Annotated in this window: 11 protein-coding genes; 8 read left to right on the forward strand and 3 right to left on the reverse strand. The window is 59.9% G+C overall.

What is annotated here, in order from left to right; genetic code table 11:
* Nucleotides 1-54 precede the first annotated feature (54 nt).
* From VNL17_04610 to VNL17_04625, 4 genes are all read left to right on the forward strand, one after another.
* Nucleotides 55-1,578 carry an SPFH domain-containing protein gene (locus tag VNL17_04610; GenBank protein ID HXI83357.1) on the forward strand — a complete coding sequence of 508 codons (1,524 nt, stop codon included), beginning with the start codon at nucleotides 55-57 and terminating at the stop codon, nucleotides 1,576-1,578.
* Nucleotides 1,578-3,197: an SPFH domain-containing protein gene (locus VNL17_04615; GenBank protein HXI83358.1), complete on the forward strand. Its 1,620-nt coding sequence runs from the start codon at nucleotides 1,578-1,580 to the stop codon at nucleotides 3,195-3,197. The genes VNL17_04610 and VNL17_04615 overlap by 1 nt, the downstream gene beginning before the upstream one ends.
* An 11-nt stretch (nucleotides 3,198-3,208) precedes the next feature.
* On the forward strand, nucleotides 3,209-3,610 hold the full coding sequence (locus VNL17_04620; GenBank protein HXI83359.1) for a MarR family transcriptional regulator: 402 nt from the start codon (nucleotides 3,209-3,211) through the stop codon (nucleotides 3,608-3,610).
* A 153-nt stretch (nucleotides 3,611-3,763) separates the two neighbouring features.
* Nucleotides 3,764-4,387, forward strand: coding sequence for a hypothetical protein (locus VNL17_04625; protein ID HXI83360.1), 624 nt, complete (start codon nucleotides 3,764-3,766; stop codon nucleotides 4,385-4,387).
* 4 nt (nucleotides 4,388-4,391) lie between these two features.
* On the opposite strand, the gene VNL17_04630 is transcribed toward VNL17_04625, so the two are convergent.
* Nucleotides 4,392-5,954, reverse strand: a complete 1,563-nt coding sequence (locus tag VNL17_04630; protein ID HXI83361.1) for an AAA family ATPase — start codon at nucleotides 5,952-5,954, stop codon at nucleotides 4,392-4,394.
* A gap of 17 nt (nucleotides 5,955-5,971) precedes the next feature.
* Complete coding sequence (locus VNL17_04635) at nucleotides 5,972-8,080, reverse strand: chloride channel protein (GenBank protein HXI83362.1); 2,109 nt, start codon at nucleotides 8,078-8,080, stop codon at nucleotides 5,972-5,974.
* Nucleotides 8,081-8,272: 192 nt separating this feature from the next.
* Here VNL17_04635 and VNL17_04640 point away from each other — a divergent pair, with 192 nt between their 5' ends.
* Nucleotides 8,273-8,500, forward strand: coding sequence for a DUF2934 domain-containing protein (locus tag VNL17_04640; protein HXI83363.1), 228 nt, complete (start codon nucleotides 8,273-8,275; stop codon nucleotides 8,498-8,500).
* A gap of 7 nt (nucleotides 8,501-8,507) precedes the next feature.
* Complete coding sequence (locus tag VNL17_04645; protein HXI83364.1) at nucleotides 8,508-8,810, forward strand: hypothetical protein; 303 nt, start codon at nucleotides 8,508-8,510, stop codon at nucleotides 8,808-8,810.
* A 3-nt stretch (nucleotides 8,811-8,813) separates the two neighbouring features.
* On the opposite strand, the gene VNL17_04650 is transcribed toward VNL17_04645, so the two are convergent.
* A complete protein-coding gene (locus tag VNL17_04650; GenBank protein ID HXI83365.1) occupies nucleotides 8,814-9,623 on the reverse strand; it encodes a BtpA/SgcQ family protein in 810 nt (269 codons plus the stop codon).
* Nucleotides 9,624-9,758: 135 nt separating this feature from the next.
* On the opposite strand from VNL17_04650, the gene VNL17_04655 reads away from it, so the two are divergent.
* On the forward strand, nucleotides 9,759-11,576 hold the full coding sequence (locus VNL17_04655; GenBank protein HXI83366.1) for an ABC transporter ATP-binding protein: 1,818 nt from the start codon (nucleotides 9,759-9,761) through the stop codon (nucleotides 11,574-11,576).
* Nucleotides 11,573-13,396, forward strand: coding sequence for an ABC transporter ATP-binding protein (locus tag VNL17_04660; GenBank protein HXI83367.1), 1,824 nt, complete (start codon nucleotides 11,573-11,575; stop codon nucleotides 13,394-13,396). Before VNL17_04655 ends, VNL17_04660 begins: the two co-directional genes overlap by 4 nt.
* Nucleotides 13,397-13,435 lie beyond the last annotated feature (39 nt).

Consider the following 13,435-nt stretch of genomic DNA (forward strand, 5'->3'; position numbering starts at 1 on the left):
ATTTAGCGGGCCAAGCTTGGAGATGGAGAGGCCCAGTCTGGGAGGTGATGGTACGTGGCTACTTTCAATGCAGTTCCGCCCCGGCATGAGGACACCGGCGGGGCGCGCTATGGGTTTGACCCGATGCGGTTTGGTCTTATTGGCGCGGTGATTCTCGCCGTCGCGATTGTCTGCGGGTTCGTGTTTGCCTGGTTTTTCTGCCGCATCGAACCACCCACCGGAACCTGCGCGATCCTGACCCGGCTGGATGGCAAGGACATTCCCGCCAACGAAATTATCGCCACCTCACCGGAGCAAAAGGGCATCCAGTTGGATCCACTGAGCGAGGGCCGCTATTTTCGCAACCCGGTTTATTGGCACTGGGAAATTATGCCGTTGGTGCAGATCCAGCAGAGCGAAGTCGGCGTGCTGGTACGACAGTTTGGCAAGGCCGCGCCGCCGAGCCAGTTCATTGTGAAGAACAAGGAGGCGGACGGCACGCAGTACCGGGGCGTGATTGACGAACCGTTGCGGCCGGGCACATACCGGATCAATCCCAACGCCTATCACGTCGAGAAACGGCCCGCGGTGAAGATCGAGCCCGGCGAGGTCGGTGTGGTCACGCTCCGTTACGGACGCGACCCGGCCGAGGCGAACACAATTCTTGTGAAAGAAGGCGAGCGTGGTGTGCAGGAGACGCCGTTGCGGCCGGGCACGTACTACCTCAACCCGTACATCTGTCGCGTGGACGTGGTCGGCGTGCAGAGCCATAAGACGGAATTCGAGATCAATTTCCTCTCGAAGGACGGGTTCCGCTTCCCGGTCAAGGGCGCGGTCGAGTGGGCGGTGGAGGAGGCGAAAGCGCCCGAGGTGTTCGTGAAGATCGGCGATGAAGAGGACATCGTCAATAAAGTGATCCTGCGCTCGGCGCTCTCGATGAGCCGTATCCAGGGATCGAAATACAGTTCCGCCGATGTCATCAGTGGCACGGTGCGCAAGGCGTTTCAGGACGAATTTAACAAGCACATCACCACCGAGTCAGCGAAGAAGAACATTTTGGTGAAGGCAGCGTTGATTAGTGAAATTGAGCCGTCGCAAAAAATCGCCGAGCCGATTCGCGAGCGGGAGATTGCCATCCAGACCCGCGCGAAGTACCAAAGCGAAATCGAGCGCGCCAAGTCGGATGCGAATGTTGCCGCTCAACGGAAGATGCAAGACCAACGGGTCCGGTTCGTGACGGCGGAGACCACGCGCACCAACGAAATTCAAAAAGCCACCAAGGAACAACAGGTGCAGGTCATCGCCGCGCAGCGCGACCTCGATGTCACCCGGAAGGACCTGGAAACAGCGGAGAACCAATCGCAGGCGATCATTTCCACGGGACAGGGCGATGCGGACGTGATTACCTACACGCGGACGGCCGAGGCGAACGCGCTGCGATCGATCATTCTGCCATTCGGCAGTGGGGAGGCGTACGCGCGGTATCTGTATTTGAAGAAGATCGCGCCGAACATTGATTCGATTCTCGCCAATTCGGACGGGCCGCTTGCGGAACCGTTTCGAGACCTTTCCAGATCGTCGAAAGGGGGTGCCAAGTGATGAAGAACCGCACTCTCACCATGGCACTTGGCGCGGCGCTGGTGCTGCTGCTTGCGTTCGTGTTCGTCTATGAAGGTTTCTGGGTTTGGGTGGTGGAGAATACGGTCGTGCCATCCAACAGGATGCTGGTGTTGATTGCCAAGACGGGCAAGGAAATGCCGGCTGGCCAGATCATCGCCGAGCCCGGACAAAAAGGCGTGCTCCTCGAACCGCTCGGCCCGGGCCGTCACTTCGTCAATCCGTTCCTGTACGAGCGACAACTGAAAGATCAGGTGATCGTGTCCGGCGGCGAAGTCGGCGTGGTGATCACCAAGTTTGGCAAGGAACTTCCCGCGGGCGAATTCCTGGCCGGCCCCGGCGAGCGTGGCATCCAGCGCGAGGTCCTCTTGCCCGGCACCTATCGCCTCAATCCGTACGCCTACGAGATTCGCGTGGTAAAAATGATCGAGATCGATCCCGGTTACGTGGGCGTCGTCACGGCGCGTTCGGGCAAACCCGCGCAGACGCAACTCGCCGGTCCGGGTGAACGCGGCGTGCAAAAAGTTGTCCTGCAGCCCGGCCTGTACCCGCTCAACCCCGAGGCGTTTTCGGTCGAGCGCATTGAGATCGGCTACAACCAGATCACGATGGCCCACGCGGGCAAGCTCCCGCTGTCAAATACTTCGGGCCAGTTTGCCGGTAAGGAGAAACAGGCGCAAGCGATTGGTGAGGCGGCGGAACGGGCCCGGGTCCCCTCAGGTCAATACGGTATTCCTGTCCTGCCCGCGGTCACGTTTCCGTCGAGCGATGGGTTTGAGATCACTATCGACGTGACATTGCTCTGGCAATTGCTGCCGGAGGACGCCCCGTCGGTCGTAGCACGGTACGGCAACATCAAGAAGATCGAGGAGAACATCCTGATCCCCCAGATCAACTCCACGGCCCGCATCAAGGGATCCACATTCGGTGCGGTGGACTTCATCGTCGGCGACAAACGCGAGGAGTTCCAGCGGGCGTTCCAGGAAACCATCGAGACCACGCTCCAGGAGAAGAAGCTGCAGGTGGACCTTGCGCTTGTGCAAGACACGCTGGTGCCCGACAACATTTCGGGGCCGATCCAGGATGCGCGGATCGCCGCCGAATGGAACATCACGAACGTGGAGAAGACGAAGACGGAAGCCAACAAGGCTCAGCTCGACGAGAACGTCGGCAAGATTCGCCAGATCGAACAGGTTGTCGAGTACGAGACCCAGCGGTTGGAAGGGAACATTCACGCGGAACAGGAGAAACAGGTGAACGAGACCGCCGCGCAGACGCGGTTGCTCGTCGCCGAGTTGGCGCGGCAAACCGCAGCGATTCGCGCGGACATCAAACGCAAACTCGGCGGCGCGGAGGCGAAAGTGGTGGAGTTGAAGGGCAGGGCGGAAGGCGACGGTTACGCGTTACAGGTGAAAGCGGTCGGCACACCAGCGGACTACGCATTCTATCAATTCGCGCAACAATTGCCCGACCAGATGAAGCTCATGTTGATCTATGCCGGTGCCGGCACACTGTGGACGGACCTGGATAAGGCCATGAAGATCGCGCCGCTCGGCGTGCTGCAGGAGCTGCAACAAGGTCCGGCGCCCGCGAACAAATGAGGCCAGCGCTTATGTCCGCGAACTTCGACCACCGCATCTTCCACCGGCGCCGCAAATTGTTCAAGGTGATCGGCCTCGCGCTGGTGCTGGCGGGAGCGTTCGTGCTCCTGAATATGATGGGCGAATTGCCCGAGGAACCGCTCAAAGGCACCGGTGCGATCTTCGGGGGGACCGTGTTGATCCTGTTCGGGATTCTTTTCCTGTATCAGGGCTACAAGCTCCCGCTCGAAGAAGCCCTGGAACTCATCCACGAACGCGGCCGCGGCGTCACCGAGTCCGAAATCGTCCACGCCATGCGCGTGGACCAGCCCACCGCCGGTCGCATCCTCCGTGCCTTGATTGCCAAGGGTTTCCTCCGCCGCGCCACCGAGCAACCCAGCCATACCGAGGAAGTCTTCGAGCCCGTGAGATAGGCAGCCTCGGTGGCTGCCGCCGGGCCGTGACTGTCACCGTCCGGTAGAAAAGTATGACCCTTCTGGAACAAAACCCCAGTTCGCGTATCTTATCTCCGGGTTATAGTAGGCGTGTGTTCACCAATAAATCTGTTGCCATGGGGGATCAAGAGAATGAAGACCGCGGCGAAATCACTACTTGTTTTGGCATGTTTACTGTCCAGCCATTTGGCGGCCGCTCTGGCCGCGACGAACACGATCCAGATTTTCAACTTCGATTTCGGTGCACTTCCGTCAACCCACATCAATCCAATCATCACGCTCGGCGACACGGTTACCTGGGTCTGGACGAATGGGTTTCACAGCACCACGGCGGCGCCGGGCCAGCTCGATAGTTGGGATTCCGGCGTCCACAGTCCGCCGTTTTCCTTCAGCCATACATTTGGCCAACTGGGTACTTTCAATTATTACTGCACGGTTCACGGTTTCAGTGCGGGCTGTCGGGGTGTTGGTGCGATGTCAGGAATTGTCACCGTGGTGCTCACCGGCTCGCCACCGTACCAGGTGACAGGGATTATGATGCAAGGCAGTGACATTCTTGTCACCTGGGTAACCGGCGGGATTTGCCAGACCAATATCCTGCAGCGGGCAACGGGTGCCGCTGACGGCAGCTACACCAACAATTTCACGGACATTTTCACCGTGGTCGGCGCTACGGGCAATACCACCAATTTTCTCGACGTCGGTGCGGCCACCAACTTTCCGTTCTGCTATTACCGCGTCAACGTTCCGCAGTAGCAAGCTAGACCGCCGGTTCGTCTTTGCGGTAACTGGAGACGACCCAGTTACTGAGGAATTTGTCGGGGTCGGCCAGGGCGGATTTGGGGATGACGAATTCGGACTGGCCGGCGTTGTTCTTCACGAGATTCAGCCCGAACTGGTAGTCCTTGAAGAGTTCACAGCAGAGATCGGTGACGGATTTGTTGGCGTGCTGGGCGCGCTCGATAATCTCTTCGACCGCGTCGGGTTCCAGGCGCATTCGCAGCTTGTGTTTCTCCTCGAACCTCCGCTCGAAATCGTGGACAAGTTGGCGCATCAGTTCGCGCTGCTCGTAGGCCGGTTCCTTGAGGATGCGTTGCAATTCCGCCTCGGGGTTCTCCACGAGCGATCGCGTGACAACGAACTGCCGCACCGTCGATGAGGGCAGTTCAAACTTGAACTCGCGCAGTCCCCGTTCGCATACGGTGAGCAATCCGCGCGCCCCGGTATTTTCGAGCGCTGCTTTCTCCGCGACGGCGTGCAAGCCGTCGTCCGAAAACATCACGTCGATGCCGAACGCGTGGAAGCTCGATTCGTATTGCTTGATGACCGAACCTTCGCTCTGTTTGAGGATATGGTACAGGTCGGCGACAGTCAGCTTGTCGAGGACGACGCGGACGGGCAGGCGACCGATGAACTCGGGTTCAAAACCGTACTTCACGAAGTCCTCCGTCTGCGCGCGGCGCTGGAGTTCCGCTTCGCTCACGGATTCCGCCAGGTGACCGCCGAACCCAATGTCTGCCTGGCGCACGCGCTTGCGGATGATTTCCAACATTTGGTCAAAGGCGCCACTGACGATGAAAAGGATGTGCCTGGTGTTGATTGTCTCGCGCTTGACCTTGCCGCGCCGCTGGTATTCGAAAGCGGCCTGTAATTGCGCCTGAATATCCGTGGGCGAGCGGAGGGGGACTTCCGTTTCCTCCATGAGCTTCAAGAGATTGGTCTGCACGCCGCGACCGCTGACGTCGCGTCCCAGGACGTGGGCAGGCGTGGCAATCTTGTCGATCTCGTCGAGATAAACGATGCCGTAACTCGCGAGGCTTACGTCACCGTCCGCGCGGTGGATCAACTCGCGCACGAGGTCCTCCACGTCGCCTCCCACGTAACCGGTTTCGCTGAATTTGGTGGCGTCGGCCTTCACGAACGGCACGCCGATGAGGTCGGCGATCGTCTTGATGAGATATGTCTTGCCCACGCCCGTGGGGCCGATGAGCAGTACGTTTTGCTTCACGTAATCGCGAAGCTCCTCGCCGCGCTCGGCGGCTTTAACGTGGTTGTAATGGTCACACACCGCGATCGCGAGGGCCTTCTTGGCGTCCTCCTGCTGGATGACGAAACGGTCGAGGTGCGCTTTGACTTCCTTCGGCTTGAGATGGAAATTGAACTCGATCTCCTTGCGCTTCGGTTCCTCCACCGGCGGCGTGGTCTCCACCGTCTCGGTGTGGGGTGAGGAGAAGACGACCCGGTCGCCAAACTCCTGTTTCATGAATTCAGAGAGTTTCTTCTGGATCTCTTCCGGCGATGGCAATGGTTGATCAGAGCTCATGGTTGAAACACTGTAGCTCACTCTGCGGCGTTTTCAACGGCCGGCACGAGCGCAGCCATGAATTGCGCGAGGCTTTCGGCCTTGCCGATGACCACCAGGTCGTCGCCCGTTGCCAGGCGTGTAGCGGGTTCGGGCATTTCCGTGAGACTGCGACCCGTGGTGGGATCGCGTCGCTTGATGGCGAGGATGTGGATGCCGTAACTGGCGCGCGGCGCCAACTCGGCCAGCGTGCGGCCGTTCAAGTGCGCAGGCAGCTCGAAGGTGCGCAGTTCGAAGCCTTCAGGCAGCTCCACGAATACGTCGCGTTTCTCACCATCTTCCCGGACAATGAAGTGGCCGAGGAGTTGTCGCTTGTGCATGATCTCCTGGCTGTACACGCCCAGCAGGTCGCGCTTGGAAATCCAACCGATCAGCTTGCGGTCCGCGGGGCTGTCGATGACGGGCAGGCGCTCCGCGTTTTCGCGCCAGAAAATGTCCATGACATCGGCGAGGTTCTGGCGCGGGGTCACAAACTGGAACGAGTCATCCACAAGATCATCGGCGATGACGGACGACAGAGACTCACCCTGATGAAGCATTTCTTTCAATGAATGGAGCCGAATCGCGCCGAGGAATTTGCCTTCATTGTTCACCACGTACAGATTGCTATACGGTTCCTTCAAGAATTGCTCGACGACCATGGAGAAAGGGACCGACTGGCTGACCGCGGGGACGTCATCGTGCATGATGTCTTCCACGCGCAGCGACTGCATGACGCCGGCCTCGAGTCCCGTGGGCAGCACCACGCCGCGACGGCGCAACGATTCCTCGTCCAAGGAGCGTCCCTTGAACAGACGCGTCGTAAAATGGCTGACGATGCACACGAACATCAGGGGCAGCACAATCTGGTAGTTGTTGGTCTGTTCAAAAATCATCATGATGGCGGTGAGCGGCGCGTGCGTTATGCCCGCGAGAACACCACCCATGCCCACCAGCGCGTACGCGCCCTGCTCGGCTGTCGCATGGGGAAATAATCGATGGACTTCGAAGCCGAACGCGCCGCCAAGCAGCGACCCCAGCATCAATGACGGGGTGAACAGCCCGCCCGCGCCGCCTGATCCAAACGTCAGCGATGAGGCCAGGATTTTCATTGGGATCAATATGAGCAGCAGAGCGAGCGTCAGCTCTTTCGCCCCCTGGAGTGTCAAGTTGACTGTCTCGAAGCCGTTGCCGTACACGTGGGGAAACCAGACGCCGATGACTCCCACCAGCGTCATCCCGAGCGCCGGTTTCAACCAGGTCGGCAGGGGCAGCTTCTCAAATGCGTCCTGCGAACCAAACAGCGTGCGCATGAACAACAAGGAAATCATACCCGAGAGCAATCCCAGGATGAGATAGGGCAGCAGTTCCCACGCGGACACCAGTTCGTAATGCGGGACCACGAAGCGCGGCAGGTTACCCATGCAACTGCGAAAGACCAGCGTGGAAATCACCGACACCACGACGACGGGCCCGAGCACTTCGAGAGCGAAGTTGCCCATAAGGATTTCCAGCGCGAACAGGGAACCGCCAATCGGCGCGTTGTAGACGGCGGCCAATGCCGCTGCCGCCGAGGCGCAGACCAGAACGCGAAGTTGCTGTGACGAAAGCTTGAAGCGACGTCCCGTGTAGGAGCCGATGGCGCTGGCCAGCAACGCCATCGCGCCTTCGCGACCCAGGGAACCGCCCGTGGAGATCGTCACGATCGCCGCCCAGTCGCGCGGTACGGTCTGCCGCAATGAGATGACGCCGCCCTTGAGGGAGACGGCCTGCATGATGGTGGTAATGCCCCCGCCGCGGGTCTGGACGCGAAAGAACCAGCCAATCACGCCCACCAGCAGGCCGCCGACAAGAGGAATGATGATATGGAACGGCCAGGGATTATCGGCGGCGGTGGAAAGCAGATTTTGGCCGCTGCCCCAAAACTGGTTCTGGAGAAAGGAGATGATATGCGCGGTCACCACGGAGGTGAACCCGACGGCCAACCCGACCAACGGCAGAAGCAGCAGGAACGCATTTTCGCCCGGAGACCGTTTGGCCAGTTGCGGCCAGATGAGTCTCCGGAGTTTGTTGCCGATTGACCGAACCCGTGGCAGCCATGAATGCATCTGAGACACTGTACTAACAAATCGGGCGGGGCGGGTCAAACCATGCGCTGCACGAAAACCTTGCAATTGGGAAAAAATGAGCGATTATGCAACGCGGCGTGTCTGACATGAAAGAGGAGGTCTGAAGCGCCGCATGGCCGAAAGATGGCTGGCCACGACGTTCAGCAACAAGAAAGGGGGACAGCAGGCAAGATGACGCAACAACACTTGACGCGTGAGCAAATTGCCGCTCGCGCCTACCAACTTTATCTCGAACGGGGACGCACCGGTGGACATGATGTCGACGATTGGCTCCAGGCGGAGTACGAGTTGATGCAACTGCCGGTCCGCAAACTCGCCGAATTGGAGCCCCCGGTGGTTCCGAAGGGCAAGGCCCGGTCAAAGTCGATTATCGACCTCGTTCGCACCGCGATGTACTAGCGCCGCGATGGAAGAAAAACAGCCGACGGAACTGCACCGACGCCGTTTGACCGCCGAGGAAGTCCGGAGCAAATACGGGAGTGGCGCCCTTCTGTTGCTGGCCTGGGAAATCTGGTGTATCCGGGACGGCTGGTTCCATCCCGATCCCCACTACGAATACATCGGGTTCTCACGGTTCATGGCCTACGTCAGTTTCCCGATACTTCTGTTTTGCGTCGTCATGACCTTGAGCGCACACCGGGCCATCCAGCAGAACCGACGAACAGGTGACCCTGACCACACCGTGGTTCCGCCGGGCGATCAGAAGTAATCGCTACCTTTCGAGTTGGCCATGCCCTTTCATAAAATGGGCAATACGCTTCGCATCCACCGCGTTCGACCAGCGGCCGTCGATTTTGAAGTGTGACCCGACAATGAAGCCGTCCGCGAGAGCATAGTACTTCGCCAGGTTCTGCGCCGTCACGCCGGAGCCGAGATAAATGGGCAAGTGGCTGTGTTTCTTCGCCGCCCGGATATCTGTGAGCTGGGGCGGATCGCCGGTGACTGAACCGGTGATGATTACCGCGTCGCCGCGCATGAACTCCACCGCTTCCGCCGTCTCGCCGATGCCGATGTCAGCGGTGATGGCGTGCGAACTGTGCTTCTTTTTCACATCCGCCCAGACCTGCACGTGGTCGGCGCCGATCTGCTTGCGGTAACGGAGCAGGGGAGCCGCCGATGCCTGGATGAGGCCTTCGTCCGCCACGTGGGCGAAGGCGAATCCTTCGACGCGGATGAAATCCAGCCCCGCCGCGTGCGCAACGGCCATCGCTTCCGTGTTTGCGCCGGCCAGGACCTGGACGCCGCAGGGCAATTTGACCGCTCCCTTTACGGCCGACGCCACGATGGCCATGGTGGCTACGATCTCCGGGCCGACATGGCTGCGCAGATACGGCGTATCGTGCATATTCTCGATCATGATGCCGTGCACGCCTTCCTCGCGGTAAAGTTTGGCCTCGCGTAACGCCAATGACTCGATTTCGCGGACGCTTCGCCGACTGGCAGGCGTGCCGGGCAGAGCTTCCAGGTGAATCATGCCGATGACCGGTTTGGATGACGAAAAGAACTGATTCTTTGCGGGCATAGTGCATTGATTATAGCGACCCGCTCCGCCAAACCAAGCGTGTTGATGAACGAGGCAAAACACTTGTAAGCGAGTTCTCTCTTGTTCGCGCCGCTGCAACGTGGTTTGCTTTTCGGGATGCCAGCTCCCGCGACCATGCAAGCGAATACGCAATCTGACTGGACAGTGATCCGCCGTCTCCTGGGGTTGAGTTGGCGCTATCGAGCGGGTTGCATCAAGGTGTTCATCTACCAATTGATCCTGCTCGCGATGGGTTTGGCGGGGCTGGGGCTGACGGGCCTGGGGATTGATTTTGTTCGATGGCACATCCAATCAACGGCGACACCACCGCACTGGCCGTTCGGGCTGGCGCCGCCGACGTCCTGGGCGCCCATGAAGGTTATGATGGTCATTGCGGCCATCATGTTTACTTTCGCGATCCTGCGGGCAGCGCTGAATTACGTTTACAGCATTGCGGTCGCGGTATTGGTGGAGCGGTACATCGTCGTCGAGATGCGGGCGCAAGTTTACGAGAAACTCCAACGGCTCAGCTTTCGGTTCTACGACGCCAATGAGACCGGCTCGATCATCAACCGCGTCACTGGCGACTCGCGTGCGGTAGCGAACTTCGTCAACAACGTATTGATTCAAAGCATCATCATGTTGCTATCGCTGTTCGTGTATCTGGCGTACATGCTGACGATCCATGCGAAGCTGACGCTGGCGTGCCTGGCGGTGATCCCACTGTTGTGGGTGATTGCGGCGGTGTTCTCGCGCGTCGTGCAACCCGAATATGTCCGCAATCGCGAGTTGGTGGATCGGATGGTCCTTCACATTGCCGAAACCGCGCAGGGAATCCAGACGATCAAGGGCTTCGCCCGCGAGCGGGAGCGGTTCGCCATCTTCGAAGCCAGCAACGAAGCCGTGCGAGCGCAACAGCAGACCATCTTCTGGCGCGTGAGCCTGTTTGTACCATCGATCGGGATGCTGACGCAGATAAGTTTGTTTGTGTTGCTGATCTACGGCGGGCACCTGGTCATCGCGGGCGAATTGCCGCTGGGCACCGGCATGGTCGTGTTTGCGGGACTCTTGCAGCAGTTCGCGGCGCAGATCGCAAATGTCGCACAGGTTGCCAACACCATCCAGCAGAGCCTCACGGGGGCGCGGCGCGTGTTCGAGGTGCTTGACGCGCCCATCGAAATTGTTAATCCGCCGAACGCGACCCGGCTGGCTCGTGCCAAGGGTGAGGTGCGATTCGAAGGAGTGAGTTTTGGGTACAACGCCGGGGACGATCCCGAGTTGCAGGAGGTCACCTTCGAGGCGCGACCCGGGGAGAGCATCGCCATTCTCGGCCCGACCGGGTCAGGCAAGACGACGTTATTGAGCTTGATCACGCGTTTCTACGACCCCCAGCGTGGGCGCGTGCTGGTTGACGGCACGGACGTGCGGAAGCTCGACCTCGACGATCTCCGTCGCAACGTGGGGCTGGTGTTCCAGGAGAGTTTTCTTTTTAGCAACACCGTCGCGGCCAACATCGCGTTCGGGCATCCGGATGCGACGCGCGAGGAGGTCGAGAAGGCGGCGAAAATCGCCGCGGCGCACGAGTTTATTGTGAACCTGCCCAAAGGGTACGACACGCTGCTCGGTGAAGGCGGCAAGGATTTGTCGGGCGGCCAGCGCCAGCGGCTGGCCATCGCGCGCGCGCTGTTGCTTGATCCCGCGATCCTGTTGCTCGACGACCCGACGGCGGCAGTCGATCCCGAGACGGAGAAGGAGATTTTGGAGGCGATTGAGAATGCCATGCGCGGGCGCACGACGTTCATGGTGGCCAACCGGATCAGCTCGTTGCGGCGCGCCGACCGCATCATTGTTTTGGAAGATGGGCGGATCGTACAGGTCGGCACGCATGAGGAACTGGTTCGCACCGACGGGCCGTACCGACGCACGGCGGAATTGCAGTTTGCCACCACATGAAAGCGGCCCTGACACAAGTACGGCAGGAAGACCTGGACGAGCTGAACCTGCGTCCGCTGGAGATGCGGTTGATCTGGCGGATGTTGCGGTATACGCAGAAGCATAAGCGCAAACGCGATTGGCTGTTCGCGCTGGTGATTCTCCGGTCCATCCAATTGCCCGTGTTGGCGTGGCTGATTGGCGTGATCATCAACGGCCCGATTGCTCGACATGACGCGCGCGGCGTGGTGTGGGGTGCGGTGGGATTCTTGGCGTTCGCGGCGGTGACGCAGTTCTGCTTCCACTTTCGTCAACGGTTGGCGCTGGAGATGGGCGAATCGGTCCTGCAGGATTTGCGCCGCGATATTTTCCAACACCTGCTGAAGATGCCGATGAGTTTTTACAACCGGACGAAGATCGGGCGCATCATTAGCCGGTACACGTCCGATGCCGAGGCGATGCGTGTCGGCTGGCAGGACGTGTTTTTTGTGACGGCGGTGCAGGGCGGGCAGATGATTTGCGCCGCGCTGCTGATGTTGTGGTATGACCGGGTCTTGTTTCTGGTCGTGCTGGCGATGGCGCCGATTTTGGGGGCGATGAATTACCGATTTCGCCGCACGCTCAGCAACGCGAACCGCAAGGTGCAGGAGAGTTGGAGCCGCGTCACGGCGACCATCGCGGAATCAGTCACGGGAATTCGCGTGACGCAGGGGTTCGTGCGGCAGGACGTGAATGCGGGGCTGTTTACCGACCTGCTGATGGACCACTCGGTGTACAATCTCGGTGTTGCACGGGCCACGGGCGTGTTTCTGCCGATGCTGGAATTGAACAGCCAGACGTTTACCGCGGTGTTGCTGATGGTGGGCGGGTATCGCGTGTTGAGCCCGGCCATTCACATGGACGTCGGCAACCTGATTCAGTTTTTCTTCCTCGCGAACCTGTTTTTCAGTTCCATTCAGCCGCTCGGCAATATGTACAACCAGGCGCTGGCGGCGATGGCGGGGGCGGAACGCGTTTTTCGTCTGCTCGACGCGAAGCCTGATTGGGAGGAACCGCCAACGGTGCGCGAGCTGCCGCGCATCCGGGGACGGGTCGAGTTCCGCGATGTCAGTTTCGGTTACGTGCCCGATCGGCTGGCGCTCAATGATATGAATTTCGTGGCCGAACCCGGCCAGACCGTTGCGCTTGTCGGCCACACGGGTAGTGGCAAGAGTTCCATCGTTAATCTCATTACAAAGTTCTACCTGCCGGGGCATGGGGCGGTGCTGATCGATGGGTTCGACACGCGGGATATCCAGGGCGACTCGCTGCATCGCCAGATGGGCATCGTCAGCCAGCAGAACTTCCTCTTTAGCGGCACGGTGATGGATAACATCCGCTTTGGCCGGCCCGCGGCGACCGACGAAGAAGTCGTGGATGCCGTCCGCAAGCTGGATTTCCTCGACGTGATCGGTTCGCTCTCGGCAGGGTTCGCGACGGCGGTGGGTGAACGCGGCGCGAATCTGTCGCTCGGCCAGCGCCAGCTGATTTGTTTTGCCCGCGCGATGCTGGCCGACCCGCGCATCCTGATTCTCGACGAGGCGACCAGTTCCGTGGACGCCATGACCGAAGCGCGCATCCAGAAGGCGCTCGTGACGCTGTTGCAAGGCCGCACCAGTTTCGTCGTCGCCCACCGCCTCAGCACGATACGCCACGCCGACCTGGTTCTCGTGTTAAGGCAGGGCAAGATCGTGGAGCGGGGGACACACACGCAATTGCTGGAAGCCAACGGCACGTATGCGGAGTTGTACCGGCAGTTCATCCGCGCGACGGGAGTGGCCCCGCGACAGGCGGCGGTTTAAGCTACTATTCATCCGGGGGAAGGAGGTGTTGTTCCTCGA

It is taken from the genome of Verrucomicrobiia bacterium (assembly GCA_035577545.1).
Classification (GTDB): Bacteria; Verrucomicrobiota; Verrucomicrobiia; order Palsa-1439; family Palsa-1439; genus Palsa-1439.